The sequence below is a fragment of the Rhodococcus sp. GXMU-t2271 genome (assembly GCF_041414735.1).
Classification (GTDB): Bacteria; Actinomycetota; Actinomycetes; order Mycobacteriales; family Mycobacteriaceae; genus Rhodococcus; species Rhodococcus indonesiensis.
In genome coordinates this window covers 1-16,390 of the sequence record NZ_JAUIZP010000031.1, presented here as the reverse complement: position 1 = coordinate 16,390, position 16,390 = coordinate 1, and the positions used below count along the sequence as shown (strand labels likewise).

18 protein-coding genes are annotated in these 16,390 nt (G+C 70.4%); 9 read left to right on the top strand and 9 right to left on the bottom strand.

The annotated features are described in order from the left end of the window. Nucleotides 1-31 precede the first annotated feature (31 nt). Together QYS60_RS12725 and QYS60_RS12720 are read left to right on the top strand one after the other, a co-directional pair. Nucleotides 32-466: a thioesterase family protein gene (locus QYS60_RS12725; RefSeq protein WP_003937120.1), complete on the top strand. Its 435-nt coding sequence runs from the start codon at nt 32-34 to the stop codon at nt 464-466. Next, nucleotides 459-1,163 carry a hypothetical protein gene (locus QYS60_RS12720; protein WP_371383339.1) on the top strand — a complete coding sequence of 235 codons (705 nt, stop codon included), beginning with the start codon at nt 459-461 and terminating at the stop codon, nt 1,161-1,163. Before QYS60_RS12725 ends, QYS60_RS12720 begins: the two co-directional genes overlap by 8 nt. Here the strand turns inward: QYS60_RS12720 and QYS60_RS12715 are convergent. The 3 genes from QYS60_RS12715 to QYS60_RS12705 all read right to left on the bottom strand — a co-directional run bounded on the left by QYS60_RS12715 (nt 1,150) and on the right by QYS60_RS12705 (nt 4,104). After that, nucleotides 1,150-2,070 (bottom strand): EamA family transporter, encoded by a 921-nt coding sequence (locus QYS60_RS12715; protein ID WP_371383338.1) that lies wholly within the window; start codon nt 2,068-2,070, stop codon nt 1,150-1,152. The genes QYS60_RS12720 and QYS60_RS12715 overlap by 14 nt on opposite strands. Further along, a complete protein-coding gene (locus QYS60_RS12710) occupies nt 2,058-3,647 on the bottom strand; it encodes a glycoside hydrolase family 13 protein (protein WP_371383337.1) in 1,590 nt (529 codons plus the stop codon). Before QYS60_RS12710 ends, QYS60_RS12715 begins: the two co-directional genes overlap by 13 nt. Before the next feature lie 64 nt (nt 3,648-3,711). Next, entirely contained in the window at nt 3,712-4,104 is a 393-nt protein-coding gene (locus QYS60_RS12705) for a globin (RefSeq protein WP_003937124.1), read from the bottom strand. Between the two features lie 174 nt (nt 4,105-4,278). Between QYS60_RS12705 and QYS60_RS12700 the strand changes: the two genes are divergently transcribed. The 3 genes from QYS60_RS12700 (at nt 4,279) to QYS60_RS12690 (ending at nt 5,693) form a co-directional block, all read left to right on the top strand. Continuing rightward, a complete protein-coding gene (locus QYS60_RS12700; RefSeq protein WP_003937125.1) occupies nt 4,279-4,902 on the top strand; it encodes an HNH endonuclease in 624 nt (207 codons plus the stop codon). Nucleotides 4,903-4,966: 64 nt separating this feature from the next. Beyond that, a complete protein-coding gene (locus tag QYS60_RS12695) occupies nt 4,967-5,230 on the top strand; it encodes a hypothetical protein (protein ID WP_003937126.1) in 264 nt (87 codons plus the stop codon). Further along, nucleotides 5,217-5,693: a DUF5130 family protein gene (locus QYS60_RS12690; protein ID WP_371383336.1), complete on the top strand. Its 477-nt coding sequence runs from the start codon at nt 5,217-5,219 to the stop codon at nt 5,691-5,693. Before QYS60_RS12695 ends, QYS60_RS12690 begins: the two co-directional genes overlap by 14 nt. A gap of 82 nt (nt 5,694-5,775) precedes the next feature. Here the strand turns inward: QYS60_RS12690 and pepN are convergent, their stop codons facing one another. Together pepN and QYS60_RS12680 are read right to left on the bottom strand one after the other, a co-directional pair. After that, entirely contained in the window at nt 5,776-8,358 is a 2,583-nt protein-coding gene (gene pepN / locus QYS60_RS12685; protein ID WP_371383335.1) for an aminopeptidase N, read from the bottom strand. A gap of 62 nt (nt 8,359-8,420) precedes the next feature. Further along, on the bottom strand, nt 8,421-9,665 hold the full coding sequence (locus QYS60_RS12680; protein WP_054375165.1) for an NAD(P)/FAD-dependent oxidoreductase: 1,245 nt from the start codon (nt 9,663-9,665) through the stop codon (nt 8,421-8,423). A gap of 139 nt (nt 9,666-9,804) precedes the next feature. On the opposite strand from QYS60_RS12680, the gene QYS60_RS12675 reads away from it, so the two are divergent. From QYS60_RS12675 to QYS60_RS12665, 3 genes are read left to right on the top strand one after another with little or no spacing between them, the layout of a single operon-like run. Next, the gene (locus QYS60_RS12675; protein ID WP_289377761.1) at nt 9,805-10,425 is read left to right on the top strand and encodes a DsbA family protein; all 621 of its coding nucleotides are present in this window, start codon (nt 9,805-9,807) and stop codon (nt 10,423-10,425) included. A gap of 27 nt (nt 10,426-10,452) precedes the next feature. Further along, nucleotides 10,453-10,932 carry a ribose-5-phosphate isomerase gene (locus tag QYS60_RS12670; RefSeq protein ID WP_003937131.1) on the top strand — a complete coding sequence of 160 codons (480 nt, stop codon included), beginning with the start codon at nt 10,453-10,455 and terminating at the stop codon, nt 10,930-10,932. A gap of 20 nt (nt 10,933-10,952) precedes the next feature. Continuing rightward, nucleotides 10,953-11,750, top strand: a complete 798-nt coding sequence (locus QYS60_RS12665) for an Fpg/Nei family DNA glycosylase (protein WP_054375162.1) — start codon at nt 10,953-10,955, stop codon at nt 11,748-11,750. Here the strand turns inward: QYS60_RS12665 and QYS60_RS12660 are convergent. The 4 genes from QYS60_RS12660 to QYS60_RS12645 all read right to left on the bottom strand — a co-directional run bounded on the left by QYS60_RS12660 (nt 11,747) and on the right by QYS60_RS12645 (nt 15,610). Further along, nucleotides 11,747-12,538 (bottom strand): DUF1542 domain-containing protein, encoded by a 792-nt coding sequence (locus QYS60_RS12660; RefSeq protein WP_371383334.1) that lies wholly within the window; start codon nt 12,536-12,538, stop codon nt 11,747-11,749. The genes QYS60_RS12665 and QYS60_RS12660 overlap by 4 nt on opposite strands. A gap of 51 nt (nt 12,539-12,589) precedes the next feature. Next, nucleotides 12,590-13,963, bottom strand: a complete 1,374-nt coding sequence (locus QYS60_RS12655) for a wax ester/triacylglycerol synthase domain-containing protein (protein ID WP_371383333.1) — start codon at nt 13,961-13,963, stop codon at nt 12,590-12,592. 166 nt (nt 13,964-14,129) lie between these two features. Next, nucleotides 14,130-15,008 carry a sulfite exporter TauE/SafE family protein gene (locus QYS60_RS12650; RefSeq protein WP_289377763.1) on the bottom strand — a complete coding sequence of 293 codons (879 nt, stop codon included), beginning with the start codon at nt 15,006-15,008 and terminating at the stop codon, nt 14,130-14,132. A 2-nt stretch (nt 15,009-15,010) separates the two neighbouring features. Further along, on the bottom strand, nt 15,011-15,610 hold the full coding sequence (locus tag QYS60_RS12645; RefSeq protein WP_371383332.1) for a rhodanese-like domain-containing protein: 600 nt from the start codon (nt 15,608-15,610) through the stop codon (nt 15,011-15,013). A 255-nt stretch (nt 15,611-15,865) separates the two neighbouring features. On the opposite strand from QYS60_RS12645, the gene QYS60_RS12640 reads away from it, so the two are divergent. Beyond that, nucleotides 15,866-16,390 (top strand): MBL fold metallo-hydrolase (locus QYS60_RS12640; protein WP_371383331.1); only part of this gene is annotated, 525 nt, incomplete at its 3' end.

The following is a 16,390-nucleotide window of genomic DNA, read 5'->3' as shown; positions in this document are numbered from 1 at the left end:
CCGACCACCGTGGAGCCGTGGGGACCGCGCAGTGAGCGACGCGACCGAGCAGTTCGGGTTCCACACCGCGGTGGAGGTGCGCTGGTCCGACATGGACGCGTTCCAGCACATCAACCACGCGCGCATGGTCACCCTCCTCGAAGAGGCCCGCATCCCGTGGTTGTTCGCCGACGGCCGGCCCACCGTGAACCTGCGGGAAGGCGCCGTGATCGCCGACCTGCACGTGCGGTACCGCGGCCAGTTGCGGCACGAGGACAGCCCCCTGGACGTGCTGATGTGGATCGAGCGGGTGCGGGCGGTCGACTTCACCATCGGCTACGAGGTCCGGCCCGGCGGCGCGCCGGCCGATGCCACGCCCTCCGTCGTCGCCTCGACCCAGATCGCGGCGTTCGACATCGGAACCCAGCGGCTGCGCCGGCTCACCGATCCCGAGCGCGAATACCTGCAACGGTGGCGTCGTGACTGACGCCGTCGGAGCGACCGGGACGACACCCGAACGCTGGTTGCAGATCCCGGACCCGGCCGATCGTGCCGACCTCGTCGCGTTCCTCACCCGTGCGGTCCGCCTCGACGAGGCCGCCGTGGTGCGGCTGCGGCAACGGCGCGACGGCCTCCTCTCGGCATGGGTGAACACCGGGTTCGACGCCCTCGCCGTCCGGGTGCTGCGCGGCACGGTCGCCCCGCCGGACACGACCGTCGCCGCGGACGGGCTGCGCTCCGGCCTGCTCGCCGCCGGCGGCGACGGGGTGGATCCCGGGTGGGCGATGGACTCGGTGTGGCGCGGCGCGCTGCCCCCGGAAACCGGATACGTCCACCTCGACGACGTTCCCGCCCGCATCCTCGTGGACCTCGCGCAGCGCGGCGTCGCGCTCAGTCGCGAGCAGGGACAGGGACCGCCGTCGTCGCTGCTGGCGCAGGAGGTGCTCGAAGTCGCCGGTGGGGGCGAGCGGGCCGGGGTGCCGATGCGGCTGGTGTTCGCGCTCAACGCGATGGGGTTCGTGCCCACGGGCGGTGTCCGCGCGACGGCGGAGATCGACCTGGACCGGATCGATCCGGCCGAGGTGGTGCGCGTGCGGGCGACGGCGACGTGGCTGCGGCTCGACGCCCGCTACGGATCGGTCTACCTCCGTCGCGGGGGTGGTCTCGGCCTCAGCGTGCGCTGACGCCGCCGAGGTTCCGGCCCAGCAGCATCAGCGCCGTGACCACGACCACCGTCCCCGCGAAGGCCACCGGCTCCAGTCGCTCGCCGAGCACCAGCACGCCGAGCACGGCCGCGACCACCGGCTCCGCGAGCGTGAGCGTTGCCGCCGCCGCCGGCGTCAGCCGGCGCAGGCCCCGTGCGAACAGCAGGTAGGCGAGGACCGTGGGGACGAGGGCGAGATAGACGACGGTCGTCGCACCGGCCACGCTGTCGAGCCCGCCCGGCCACCGGGCCGACAGGATCGCCGCCATCGGCACCGCCGCCACCCCGAACATCGCACCCATGGATCCGGCCGGGGTGGCGCCGCGGGCGAGCAGGGCCGCACCCGCGACGGTGTACGTCGCGAAGCCCAGGCCGGCCGCGAGCGCGGGCGGGGCCCCGGCCGCGACGGATCCGGCGCTCCCCGAGGCGCCGTCGCCCGATCCGGCGACGATGAGGACGAGCCCGACGACCGCGATCGCCGTCGACACCGCCCACACGCGGCCGGGGTGGCGCCGGGACACCAGCCACTGCAGCAGCCCGGCGAACGCCGGCCCGGACCCGAGCGCGATCATGGTGCCTGCGGCGACGCCCGCGGTCTGTACCGCGGTGAAGAATCCCAGTTGATACATCACCACGCCGCTGGCGCCGAGCAGCGTCGGCAGCCGACGTCCCGGCGGGAACAGCGGGCCGCGCGGCCACGCGAACAAGGCGAGCACCGTGCCGGCCAGCACGATGCGGCCCGCCCCGACCGCGACGGCGTCCAGCGGGGCGCCGAGCGCACGCGAACCCAGGGCCTGCGCGGTCCCCGTCGTCCCGAACAGCGCGGACGCCGCCAGCACCAGGGCGACTGCGCCCGCCGGCGTGCGGTGGGCCGTCAGATCAGCCACGCCGCGCAGTTGCCGCGCAGCTGTCCGTCCACGAGCGGCGCGCTGGACAGGATCACCGTGCCCGGCGGCATCTCCACCGGATGCTCGGTGGTGTTCAGGGCGCAGATCAGCCCACCGGGCCGGCGGAAGGCCAGGCATCCGGGAGGGCTGCCGTACCACTCCACGTCGGGGCCGTCGAACTCCGGCCGTTGCCGCCGCGCCTCGAGCGCCGCCCGATACAGCGACAGAGTGGACGAGACGTCCTCGAGCTGCGCCTCGACGGTCAGCTCGGACCACGCGTCCGGCTGCGGCAGCCACGTCTGCGCTGCGGTGGTGAAGCCGAACGGCGGCCGGGTGCCCTCCCACGGCATGGGCACCCGGCACCCGTCCCGGCCGCGGTCGGTGTGCCCCGACCGCTCCCACACCGGGTCCTGCAGCACTTCCTCCGGCAGGTCGTCGACGTTGGGCAGACCGAGCTCGGCTCCGTTGTAGAGGAAGGCCGCCCCGGGCAGTGCCAGCTCGACGAGGATCATCGCCCGCGCGCGGTCGCGCCCGAGCGGGCCGCCGCCGTAGCGCGTCACCTCGCGCTCGATGTCGTGATTGGACAGCGTCCACGTCGCAACCCCGCCGATGGGTGCGACCGCGGCGAGCGACGTGTCGATCGCCTCCCGGATCCGGGCGGCGTCCCAGCTCGCGAGCGCCAGATGGAAGTTGAACGCCAGGTGCAGTTCGTCGGGCCGCAGGTACTCGGAGAACAGCACATGGTCGTGCACCCAGATCTCGCCGACGGCCACCGCGTCCGGGTACTTGTCGAGCACCGAGCGGATCCGGCGGTGGATGTCGTGGACCTCCGTGTTGTTGAACCGGGGATCGTCGTCGAAGTGCCGCAGCAGCCGGTTCTGTTCCCAGTGGTCGAAGTCGGGGAGCCCGCCGGGTTTGGCCATGCCGTGGGCGACGTCGATGCGGAAGCCGTCGACGCCGCGGTCGAGCCAGAAGCGCAGGGTCTTCTCCAGGTCCTCGAACACCTCGTCGTTGTGCCAGTTCAGGTCCGGCTGCTCCGGCGCGAACAGGTGCAGGTACCACTGGCCGGGGGTGCCGTCGGGCTCGGTCACGCGGGACCACGCGGGGCCGCCGAACACACTCGGCCAGTTGTTCGGCGGCAGGTCCCCGTTCGGACCGCGTCCGTCCCGGAAGTGGTATCGGGCCCGCGCGGGGCTGCCGGACGCGGCGGCCAGGGCCTCCCGGAACCAGGGATGTTCGGAGCTCGTGTGGTTGGGCACCAGATCCATCACGACCCGGATCCGGCGTGCGTGGGCGGCCTCGATCAGGGCGTCGAGGGCGGCCAGGTCGCCGAACAGGGGGTCGACGTCGCGTGGATCGGACACGTCGTAGCCGTGGTCGGCCATCGGTGAGCGCATCACCGGGTTCAGCCAGAGCGCGTCGACTCCCAGCAGCTCCAGGTATCCGAGCTTGTCGCGGATCCCGTCGAGGTCGCCGACGCCGTCTCCGTCGGAGTCGGCGAACGAGCGGGGGTACACCTGGTAGAAGACGGCGTCCGCCCACCAGCGTTGTTCGGGGGTGCCGGAGGGAGTGCTCACAGCCACCCATAGTGCCAAACCGACAGGTGGGCCACGACTCGAACGTCGCCGCCCCGGTCCGTCGTCAGATCGGCGAGTTCATCATCGAGTCCGCCGCCATCTCCATGTACGCGATCAACTGGCGGCGGTGCGCGTCGTCGAGCGTCTGCGAATCGATCGAGGCGATGGCGGTATGCATGCAGCGCAACCAGGCGTCGCGTTCGAGCGGACCGATCCGGAACGGGTGGTGACGCATCCGCAGCCGCGGGTGCCCGCGCTCGTCCGAGTAGGTGCGTGGTCCGCCCCAGTACTGCTCGAGGAACATCCGCATGCGACGTTCCGCCGGGCCGAGGTCCTCCTCGGGGTACAGCGGGCGGACGATCTCGTCCTTGGCCACTTCCTCGTAGAACCGCGCCGTGAGCTTGTGGAAGGTCTCGGCGCCGCCGACCGCGTCGTAGAAGGTCTGCTCGTCACTCATAGGTTCTGCTCACCGTTCCTCTCGCTCGTCCATTGTGCCGGTTCGGTGGGGACGCGCCGGAACCGCACGTCGCCGGTACCGGATGTTCACCTCCGCGACCCGGAAAGTCCGCAGAATCGGGGTGCGACGTGCGTAGATCCGTGGTCCACTTGTGAGCAGTCTTCCGGAGGTCGTATGAAGCACCGACGCAGCGCACATCGACAACTCCCGCCCGCCGACGCCCTTGTCGGGGCGCCGGGGGCCAACTCCCTGTGTGTAGTACGAGACGACGCCGTCCCCGATTGGGTCAAACGCCGCGTACTTCTGCTCAATGCCACCTACGAACCGCTCACCGCGTTGCCCGCCCGTCGTGCGGTGGTGCTCATGGCCGGCGGTAAGGCCGACACCGTGCACGACGATCCGCTCGGCCCGCTGGTGCGGTCCGCGGAGTGGGCCGTGCAGATCCCGTGGGTGATCCGCCTGCGAACCTTCGTGCACGTGCCGTACCACGCGCGGGTACCGATGACGCGTGCCGCGCTCATGCACCGCGACCGGAATCGGTGCGCCTACTGCGGCGCCAAGGCCGAGACGATCGACCATGTGGTGCCGCGCAGCCGCGGAGGGGACCACTCGTGGGAGAACTGCGTCGCGTGCTGCGCGTCGTGCAACCACCGCAAGGCCGACAAGCTGCTCAGCGAACTCGGCTGGACGCTGCGGGCTGCGCTCGTGCCCCCCAAGGGCCGGCACTGGCGGCTGCTGGCGACGCTGCCGGAGCTGCATCCGACCTGGTTGCCGTACCTCGGTGAGGGCGCGGCCTGACGGACGTCGCCGCAAGTCGGGGCAAGCGCGCCGGGATCGGACATGCTGGGCTACCGTTTGCGGTGTGAGCATTCTCGAGACAACCCTCATATTCGTTGCCATCCCGGTGGCGATCATCGTGATATTCGGGGTCTTCTCCGTCTTCACGAAGCCGATCCCGGGCACGCGGCCCGCCGAGTACAAGCTCGGGGAGAAGTGGGACCACGAGCCGATGCTGTGGAGCGCGGTCGACGAGGTCACCACGCACGGCCACCACGGTGGGCATCATGAACTCGTCGCCGGCGCGCCGGTCGACCCGATCGGAGGTAGGGCAAGTGGCAAGTGGTGACGTGATGCACAGCCAGACGGCTGTCGCTCCCGCGGAGCTGCCGTACGGTGCGGCCCTGACGTCGAGTGGCCGGATCTCCCGGACCCGCGTCCTCGACGGCCTGTTCGAGGGTCCGCCGTTCAGCGACCGCGACATGATCGATCTCGACGATGCGCTCACCGAGGCCACCCGGGCGACCAAGGTGCGCTTCAACGTGTACGTCGCGGACGCCGCAGATCCGGCGGTCACGACCGACGCGGTGTTCCCGACCACGCCGGAATCGTCGAACTCGGTGCTCGTCGCCGTGTACCCGAACCAGCGCGCCATCGAGATCCGCAGCGGACGCGGCGTCGCGGACCGCGTCGACAACCGGATCGCGCAGCTCGGCGTGACCGCGGCGATCTCGTCCTTCGGGCAGGGCGACCTGATCGACGGCATCATCAGCGCGATCCGCGTCATGGCGAACGCGATCACCGCGCCGTAGAGCCCTCCCTCGCTGTGGCCGAATGTCACACCGGATCGATTCCATCGACCGGATGTGACATTCGGCCACACGCGTACGGCGGCTAGGATGCGTCGAACGCCCGGGCCTTCAGCGACCGGACGATCCCCGCGCGACCCTCGCTGATCAGCCGGCGCAGGGCCGGCGGGTGATCACCGGCGAGGAACTCGTCGGCCGCCGCCACCGACGACTCGCTGATCGACCACGACGGGTACAGCCCCACGACGACGGTCTGCGCGACCTCGCTGGAGCGACGCTCCCACACGCCCGGCACGTCGGCGAAGTACCGCGCGACGTATCGTTCGAGTAGCTCACCCTGCCCGGCCGGCGCGAAGCCGCCGATGATCGCGCGGGCGGTGATGTTCGGGATCGAATCGTCGCCCACCACCGCGTCCCACACCTGCTCCTTGACGGCCTCCTGCGGCCGCGCCGCCCGCGCGGTGGCGGCCTGGCGCGCACCGGCCGCCGTCGGATCGCGCTCGGCCTCGGCATCGATGAACGGCGACTCGACCCCCTCGGCGTCGATCTCCCCGGCCGCGGCCAGCGCCTGCACGATCCGCCACCGCAGATCCGTGTCGACGACCAGCCCGCCCAGCCCGACGTTCGCCGGATCGGCACCGAGCAGCTCGCCGAGCACTTCGGTGTGCCACGGCGCGAGCCGCGCCGTGGTCAACGCGTTGACGAACGCGAGTTGATGGTCCGAGCCGGGCTGCGCCTCGCGGGCCAGTTCCAGCAGCCGGTTCGCGTAGTCGTTCCAGCCCCGCTCGGTCGCCCAGCCCGGGTCGGCGTAGCTGCCGAGCGCGGTGTGCGCCTGCATCAACAGGCGCTGCACCACGCCGACCTCCGTCTCGGTCGCGATACCGCGCTGCACCAGCGCCACGAAGTCGCGGGCCTTCATCTCCGCCTGCCGGGTCATCTCCCATGCGGCGGACCATGCCAGGGTGCGCGGCAGCGGCTCGGCGATGTCGCCGATCCGGTCCGTGAGCACCTCGAGCGACCGGGGATCGAGGCGCACCGAGCAGTAGGTGAGGTCGTCGTCGTTGACGAGCACGAGCCGGCCGCGGTCCACTCCGACGAGCTCCGGCACCTCGGTGCGCTCGGTGGCGTCGAGATCGATCTCGACGCGGTGCGTGCGGAGCAGCTTGCCCGAGCCGTCGTCGTCGTAGACCCCGATCGCGAGCCGGTGCACCCGGTGTTCCCCGGCGCCCGGCTCGGCCCCCTCCTGGATCACCGCGAAGCGGGTGAACCGCCCGTCGTCGTCGACGTCGAAGTCGGGGCGCAGGATGTTCAGGCCGGTGGTCTTGAGCCACTGGGCGCCCCATCCCGACAGGTCCCGGCCGGACGACTTCTCCAGCGCCGCCAGCAGGTCGTCGAACGTGGCATTGGCGAACGCGTGCTCACGGAAGTACTCCCGCAGGCCCGCCAGGAACGGTTCCTCGCCGACGTAGGCGACGAGCTGCTTGAGCACGGACGCGCCCTTGGCGTAGGTGATGCCGTCGAAGTTGACCTCCACCGCCGCGAGGTCGGGGATGTCCGCGGCGATCGGATGGGTCGAGGGCAGCTGGTCCTGGCGGTAGGCCCACGACTTCTCGACGTTCGCGAACGTGGTCCACGCGTTCGTGTACTCGGTGGCCCGCGACTGGCACAGGACCGACGCGAAGGTCGCGAACGACTCGTTGAGCCACAGGTCGTCCCACCAGCGCATGGTCACCAGGTCGCCGAACCACATGTGCGCCATCTCGTGCAGCACCGTCTCGGCGCGGCGTTCGTAGGAGTAGCGGGTGACCTTGGAACGGAAGACGTAGTCCTCGAGGAACGTCACCGCGCCGGCGTTCTCCATCGCGCCGGCGTTGAACTCGGGGACGAACAGCTGGTCGTACTTGCCGAACGCGTAGGGCAGGCCGAAGTTCTCGTGGTAGAACGCGAAGCCCTGCTTGGTTTCGGTGAACAGCCGGTCGGCGTCCATGAACTCCGCCAGCGAGGCGCGGCAGTAGATGCCGAGGGGGATGGTGCCGTGTTCGTCGGTGTAGATGTCGGTCCACTGCGCGTACGGCCCGGCGATCAGCGCGACGAGGTAGGTGCTCATCCGCGGGGTGGTACGGAAGACGTGCCGGCCCGGCTCCGCGGCGACGTTGTGCACGGTCTCGGAATTGGAGATCACCGACCAGTCCGCAGGGGCCGTGACCGCGATGTCGAACGTGGCTTTGAGGTCCGGCTGGTCGAAGCACGCGAACATCCGCTTGGCGTCGGCCGTCTCGAACTGCGAGTACAGGTAGACCGCGCCGTCGGTGGGGTCGACGAACCGGTGCAGGCCCTCGCCGGTGTTCGTGTAGAGGCAATCCGCCTCGACGACGAGCTCGTTGCGCGCGGCCAGTCCGCTCAGCGCGATCCCGTTCTCCTCGGTGTATCCGGAGACGTCGACGGGCGTGCCGTTGAGGGTGGCCGAGTGCACGGACTGCGCGATCAGGTCGACGAAGGTCGACGCGCCGTCCGTGGCGTCGAATGTGACGGTGGTGGTCGAACGGAACGTGGTAGTTCCCGGAGCGCCCGCGCCGTCGGTCAGGTCCAGCTCGATGCGGTAGTTGTCGACGGTCAGGACCGCGGACCGCTCGGCCGCCTGCTCGCGGGTCAGATTCGGTGGTGCCACGGAAAACTCCTTCTCACGACGGGATGCGACTCGGGTGCCATCCCATCATGTGAGGGACCGGTTCACCCGGCGACCTCCGCGAGCGGCACCTGCGGATCGGAGAGCCGGTGCGGGTCGACGGATTCGCCGGAGGAGATCAGCGCGCGGATGTCGTCGCCCGCGTCCCAGATGTTGACGTTCATCCCGGCGCAGACCCGGCCCGCCGCGTCGAGCCAGAACGCGAGGAACTGCCGGGAGCCGACGTCGCCGCGGGTGATCACCCGCGCCTCGGCGGGTGCGTGTCCGACGTACTCCATGCCGAGGTCGTACTGGTCGGTGAAGAAGTAGGGCAGGCGGTCGTAGGAGGCGGGCCGGCCCAGCATGGTGGCGGCCGCGACGTCGGGCTGGTTGAGCGCGTTGGCCCAGTGTTCGACCCGGATCCGGGTCCGCAGCAGCGGATGCTCGGCGGCGGCGATGTCGCCGACCGCGACGATGTCGGGATCGCTCGTCGCAAGGGATGCATCGACCGCCACGCCGTCGTTCGCCACGGTCAGTCCCGCATCGCGGGCGAGTTCGACGTTGGGCTGCGCCCCCACGGCGACGAGGACCGCGTCGGCCCGGATGTCGGTGCCGTCGCCGAGGCGCAGCCCGGTGGCGCGGCCGTCGACGGTGAGAATCTCCGACACCGTCGTCGAGAGACGCAGGTCCACCCCGTGGCTCCGGTGCAGGTCCGCGAACACCGCGCCCATCTGCTCGCCGAGTGCGCCGGACAGCGGCTGGGCGGCACTCTCGACGACGGTCACGTCGGCGCCGTGTCCGCGCGCCCCGGCCGCGATCTCGAGTCCGATCCAGCCGGCGCCGACGATCGCCAGGTGCGGCGCCGGACCCGCGTCGCGACGGATCGCGGCGAGCAGCGCGTCGGACTGCTCGACGGTGCGCAACAGGTGCACGCCCGCGGCGTCGATGCCCGGCAGCGGGATATGCCGCGGGCGCGAGCCGGTCGCGAGGGCGAGCTTGTCGTAGCGCACGGTGGAACCGTCGGGCAGGGTGACGGTGTGGGCGCCGGGGTCGAGGGCGGTGACGGTCACACCGAGTTCGACCTCGACCCGGTGGTCGCGATACCAGTCACCGTGCTGCACGGTGAACTCCTCGAGCCGCTTCGTGCCGGCGAAGTACTCCTTCGACAGCGGAGGCCGCTCGTAGGGGAGGTGCTCCTCCTCGCCCAGGAGAAGGATCCGGCCGGGGAAGTCGCGGGCGCGCAGCTGCTCGGCCGTCTTGGCTCCGGCGAGCCCGCCTCCGACGATGACGAAGAGCTTCTCGTTGGACATCGCGCATCCCCGTTCCGTGCGGCACCGGTCCTTCGACGGTACGTCGGTGGGGGCGCGGGAACCGGCGGTTCGGGAAGAATTCGGCAGGGGCCGGTGTTGAATCGGACCGTAGTCCGAATTTCTGCAGCGAGGAGACCCCGTGAGCGACCCGATCTCGAAGGACACCGCCGACTTCTGGTTCGACCCGTTGTGCCCGTGGTGCTGGATCACCTCGCGCTGGATCCTCGAGGTGGCGCAGGTCCGCGACATCGAGGCGAAGTTCCACGTCATGAGTCTGGCCGTGCTCAACGAGGGCAAGGACGACCTGCCCGAGAACTACCGCGAGCTGATGACGCGGGCCTGGGGTCCGGTGCGCGTGGCGATCGCCGCGGCGCAGAAGTACGGCGACGCGGTCCTCGAACCGCTGTACACCGCGATGGGCACGCAGATCCACAACGAGGGCAACAAGGATCTCCCGGCGGTGATCGCCAAGTCCCTCGCCGACCTGGGCCTGGATCCGGACCTCGCGCGCGCGGCCGACACCGACGCCTACGACGAGGCGCTGCGCGCCAGCCACGCCGCCGGCATGGACGCGGTCGGTCCGGATGTCGGCACGCCGACCATCCATGTCAACGGCGTGGCGTTCTTCGGCCCGGTCCTCTCGCGGATCCCGCGCGGCGAGGAGGCCGGCCGGATGTGGGACGGGGTGGTGGCCATGGCGTCGTACCCGCACTTCTTCGAACTCAAGCGCACTCGCACCGAGGACCCGAGCTTCGAATAGGCGCCTCCGCCGCCTATTCTCGACGCCATGCGCGTTTACCTGGGTGCCGACCACGCCGGCTTCGAACGTAAGAACCAGATCATGGAACACCTCACCGCCAACGGCCACGAGGCCGTCGACTGCGGCGCGTACGAGTACGACGCCGTCGACGACTACCCGGCGTTCTGCATCGAAGCCGCCCGCCGCGTCGTCGCCGACGAAGGCAGCCTCGGCATCGTCCTCGGCGGCAGCGGCAACGGCGAGCAGATCGCGGCGAACAAGGTGCCGGGAGCCCGCTGTGCCCTCGCGTGGAGCGTGGAGACCGCCCAGCTGGCCCGCGAGCACAACAACGCGCAGCTCATCGGCATCGGTGGGCGCATGCACAGCCTCGAGGAGGCGCTGGCCATCGTCGACGCGTTCGTCGCCACCCCGTGGTCGGGGGAGGAACGGCACCAGCGGCGCATCGACATCCTGAGCGAGTACGAGAAGACCGGGCAGGCCCCCGAAGTTCCCGGGGCGCCGTCCTGACGAACGGAGCCTGATCGACCGTGCCGGAGGGACCATCCCTGCACCGGCTCGCCCGGTTGCACCAGCGGCGTTTCGCGGGTGCGCCCCTGCGGGTGTCGAGCCCGCAGGGGCGCTTCGCCGACGATGCGGCGCTCGTCGACGGCCGGGTGCTGCTCCGCGCCGAGGCGCTCGGCAAGCACCTGTGGCACCACTACGACAACGGCCTGACGGTGCACGTGCACCTGGGTCTGTACGGCTCGTTCACGGAGGCGCCGGTCCCGCTGCCGGACCCGGTCGGGCAGGTACGGATGCGCATGGTCGGCGCCGAGTACGGCACCGACCTGCGCGGCCCCACCGCATGCGAGGTCCTCACCCCGGACGAGGTGGCGGCGATCGCCGCGCGGATCGGCCCCGACCCGTTGCGGCGAGACGCCGACCCCGAGCGGGCGTGGGCGCGAATCTGCAAGTCCCGCAGCGCCATCGGCTCGCTGCTCATGGATCAGTCGGTGATCTCTGGGGTGGGTAACATCTACCGGGCGGAAGTCCTGTTCCGGCACGGCATCCATCCGCAGCGCCCGGGCCGTGATCTCACCCGAGCCGAATTCGACGGCATCTGGGACGATCTCGTCGTTCTGATGCGGACGGGGGTGCGACGCGGCGCGATCCACGTCGTGCGACGCGAACACGACCACGGGGCACCGGCCTACGCGAAGGGCCGTCCGCGGACCTACGTCTACCGTCGTGCCGGTGAGCCCTGCCGGTTGTGCACCACACCCGTGCTGCACTCGATCATGCAGGGCCGCAACCTGTTCTGGTGCCCCGCCTGCCAGACGGGCTAGAAGTCGAAACCGCCGAAGTCGCCGCCGGCCCCGAAGTCGCTCCCACCGTAGTCGCCACCGCCGTAGTCCCCGCCGCCATAGTCCCCACCGGCGTCGCCGTAGTCCCCACCGTCCTGACCGGCCTCGAGACCCTGGTCGTATCCGGAGTCGAAGCCCTGCTCGAACGCCTGCGCGTCGTACGGCACCCCGGCCATGCCGGAGAACAACGCCGAGAACAGCAGCATCGATCCGACACCCCACGCCCCCGCGACGAGGGCGGGCTTCCACCACGGCTCCGAGTACCAGCCCGCCGGTACGGGCCGGCCCGCGACGCGACCGCCCGGAAAGTAGTTCGGGGTACGCGACGACGGGGCGGGGGAGGCCGCCACCTTGCGTCCCTCGAAATCGATCTCGCGATGCTCGGTCACGCGGCCGGCCGTCTGCTGGCCGTCGAGGGTGGGGATTTCGGGACCGGGGTCCATTCCCATCGCGAGGCGAGCGGCGCGGATGTAGTACAGCCCCTCGAGAGCGGTCTGCTTGGCCAGTCGCGCCTGCACCGGCGTTCGGGCCTGCTCGATCTGCGATCCGGCGGCGGTGTAGCGCTCGGACGCATCGGCGAGCGCCTGCTTGGACGCGGCGTCCGTGCCGGTGAGGTTGTAGATCTGCCCGCCGAGCCGCTCGATGGCCTGGCGGGCGTCGGCCTTCGCGTCGTCGAGTTGGTGGGCACCGCGCCCCGACTTGTTCCGCTGCGCCGCGGACACCAGGAACACGACGGCGACGAGGACGGCGACGATCAGTAGGAGTTCCACGGCGGTCCCTTCCGGCGGACTGGACGGTCACCGTCCAGCGTACCGGCGGGCTCAGGCGTCGAGGACGGCGTGGAATCCGTCGCGCATGCAGTCGTCGAACACCTCGAGGTCCGGAACCGCCCCGGTGTCGAGAGTGAACCCGACGCAGCACGTGTGCAGATACGACATCAGGGTGACGTTGAACGCGGAGCCGAGGGTGGGACCGAACGCGTAGTACCGTTCCACCTTCGCGCCGGCCATGTACAGCGGCACCGGCGACCCTGGCACGTTCGAGGCGAGGAAGTCGACGTGCTTGAGCATCTCGCCGACGACAGCCGGGGGGAGCAGATTCAGTGGGGTGGCGAGGGCCTGTGCCATCGGCACCGCGGGCTCGTGCCGCCAGCCTTCGACGATCTTGTTCACCTCCTGCATGAGGGTGAGGGGATCGTCGGAGCGCACGGGCAGCGGGAAACGCGCGAGGTTGATCCGGTTGCCGCCGAGAGTGTCGTGCTCGGTGCGGATGCTCAGCGGCATCGTCACCCGCAGCTCGTCGACGTCGGACCCGTGGCGATGGTGGTACTCGGCGAGGCCCACGAGGACGGCAGTGAGGAAGGCGCTGTTGAGGGTGGCGCCGCCGCGGTGAGCGGCATCGCGCAACCGGTCGAGCGGCACGTCGATCACGTGGAGCCGGCGGCTGAGCGTGCGCTGCGTCATGACGGGGGATTCGAGTCGCAGGATCGGGCGCAGGTAGCGGGCGACGGACGCCGCGACCCCCGCGGCACTACGAGCGGACCCGATCGGGTTCGTCACCACCGCCCGGGTGGTCGGCCAGATCGAGGCCAGCCCGCGTCCCGCCAGACCACGGAGCTGAGACCAGTCCCAGCCGATCGCCTCGGCGGCGAGATCCAGGCTGTCCGGCGATTCCGCGGCGGGCGGTTCCGGCGCCGGCTCGTGGGGCGTGCCGTCGCGGTCGAAGTCGACCAGCCGCGCAGTGATCTGCATACCGCCGATTCCGTCGGTGAGGGCGTGGTGCACCTTGATCAGCAGCGCAGCCTGGCCGCCGGCGAGTCCGTCGACCACCGTCATCTCCCACAGCGGCCGGTCCTTGTCGAACGCGGCCATGGCCGTGGTGCGGGCGAACTCGAGGACGTCGTCGAAGTTCGCCGGCCCGGGCAGGGAGACCCGGCGCATATGCCAGGACAGGTCGAAGTTCGCGTCCGCGACCCATCGTGGCGGCGCGAGACCGAAAGGCACCTCGACCACGCGACGGCGGAAGCTGGGCACCTCGCGGGTACCGCGGTCCATCATCTCGCACAGACGGTCCCAGTCGGGCGAGGCGTCGAGCAGCACCACGGCCACGATCGTCGAGCGCAGCGCGGGATCGCGTTCCATGCTCCAGGTGAGGTAGTCCGTCTGCTGCATGTGACGGTCGGCTGCGTTGCTCATCTCGGTAACTTCTCACACGGGCCGCCGGAACAGTCGGGTTTCGCTCCGGCCGCACCTCGGACCGGGACGGCATCACGGCCCGGCGCGGGAATCCGGAGCGGATACTCCGAACTCTAGGCGCCGGGCCGTGATGCCGATAGTGACTTTCGTCCGGATCGTGAGGCCGTCAGGCGGCCGAGGTGGCGGCTTCCGTCCGTCGTCCGAGCCGCTGCAGGGGGCAGCGGTCGCTGCGGCTGCACGCGAACGTGGTACCCGCGGCGACGAGGGTCAGTGCCGCCGCGGTGATGCCGACGAGGGGGTGGATCTCCTGGGCGAGGATGACCGAGGACATGATCAGGACGAACCAGCCGAAGGCCTTGCGCAGCGAGTCCGGGTCGACCATGGAGGTCAGGCGCCCGCCGATGAGGCTGCCGACAACGGCGGCGCCCGTGACCATCGCCGCCAGGCGCCAGTCGATCTGCACGGTGGACAGGTAGCCGCCGAGCCCGGCGAAGGACTTCATGGCGATCACGATCAGTGAGGTGCCGACGGCGATGGGCATGGGCAGGCCGCCGAGCAGGGCAAGGGCCGGGACGACGAGGAAGCCGCCGCCGGCGCCGACGAGGCCGGTGACCAGGCCGACGACCACGCCGTCGAGGAGGATCTTGCCGACCGGCATCGAGTGCGTGCCGTCCGGAGCTGCGGTCTTGTTCTTGCGGCCGCGGAGCATCGCGATGGCGGTGGCGATCATCATCGCGGCGAAGGCGAGCAGCAGGATGCTGCCGGGAATGAAACGCGAGAGCAGGCCGCCGGCGTAGGCACCGGCCATGCCGGCCAGGCCGAACAGGATGCCGGTGCGCCACTGGACGCGGCCTGCCCGCGCGTGGGAGATCGCGCCGACCGCGCTGGTGACGCCTACGACGAGCAGCGAGGTGGCGATGGCCTCCTTGGCGTCCATTCCGGCGACGTACGCCAACAGCGGGACGGTGAGGATCGATCCACCTCCGCCGAGCAGTCCGAGGGTGACGCCGACGAGGACCGCCAGCGCAACGGTCAGCGCGATCATGATCAGTTCCTTTCGGCCGAAGCGGTCTTCGAATCGACCAGCTGGGCGACGATGGTCTGCGGATCACACGAGGCGCCGCGGTTGTAGGGCAGCTTGGACAGCAGCATGCCCATCGCGCAGGTGTTGGAGAGCGCGGCGAAGGTGAGACCGCCACCGACACCGGCGGCGAGCCACTTGAGCTTGGGGACCGCAATGCTGCCCAGGACGGAGCTCAGCACGAGGGAGCCGGCGACGAGGCGGACCTGCCGTTCGAGGTCCCAGCGCTCGGTGCCGCGATTGACGGAGAAACCGTTGGCTTCCCAGCCCGTCATGCCGCCCTCGAGGATGTGCACGTTGAACAGCCCGGAAGTGCGGAGGGTCTCTTCGGCCTGGGTGGCGCGCTGGCCCGACCGGCACACGAGGACGACGTTCTCGTCGAGGTGGGCGAGGAACTCGTCGCGGTGTTCGCGCAGCAGGTCCAGGGGGACGTTGTAGGCGCCGGGAATGTGCACGGACTCGAACTCACCGGGCGTGCGGACGTCCACGACGCGGACGTTCTTGCCGGAGTCGAGGAGCTCGCGCAGGGCGGTGGGATCGAGGGTGGCGGGACTCGGCTCGGTCATGGGGACCTTTCGGATCGGTGGCGGGAACGCAGTGGGCGATCGCCGTGGGCAATAAACCCCGGGGGGTATCTCGGCGACCATGATAAGCATACGGGAGGGGGTATGCGCAAGGCGTGGGGATGCCCTGGGCCGCCCACATCCCGCGATTGGGTCATATACCCCCGGGGGTACTTGACATACCCATGGGGGTATGTGTCAGGATGGGGTCAACGCAGAACGCGACCGGTCTTCGTGACCGAGGAGAGGGAGAACCGAATGATTCTCGAGCAGTACTACATCGAGTGCCTGTCGCACGCGTCGTACCTGATCGGTGACGAGGGCACCGGCCGGGCGGTCGTGGTCGATCCGCGCCGCGATGTCGGCGAGTACCTCGACGACGCCCGTAAGCACGGGCTGACCATCGAGGGTGTGATCAACACCCACTTCCACGCCGACTTCGTCTCCGGGCACCTGGAACTGGTGGAGGCGACCGGCGCGTGGATCGGGTTCGGTGAGGCCGCCGAGACCGACTACCCGATCCGCCGGCTGCGCGACGGCGAGCACCTGTCCCTCGGGGAGGTGGACCTCGAGATCCTGGCCACCCCGGGGCACACCTGGGAGTCGATCTCGGTGCTGGTGCGTGAGCATCCGGGCGCGACCCCGACGGCGGTGCTGACCGGCGATTCGCTGTTCATCGGCGACGTGGGCCGGCCCGATCTGGTCAACCTCGGCGACGGCTCCAACACCGATCTGGCGCGGGCGATGTACCACACGGTGCACGAGAAGCTGCTGACCCTGCCC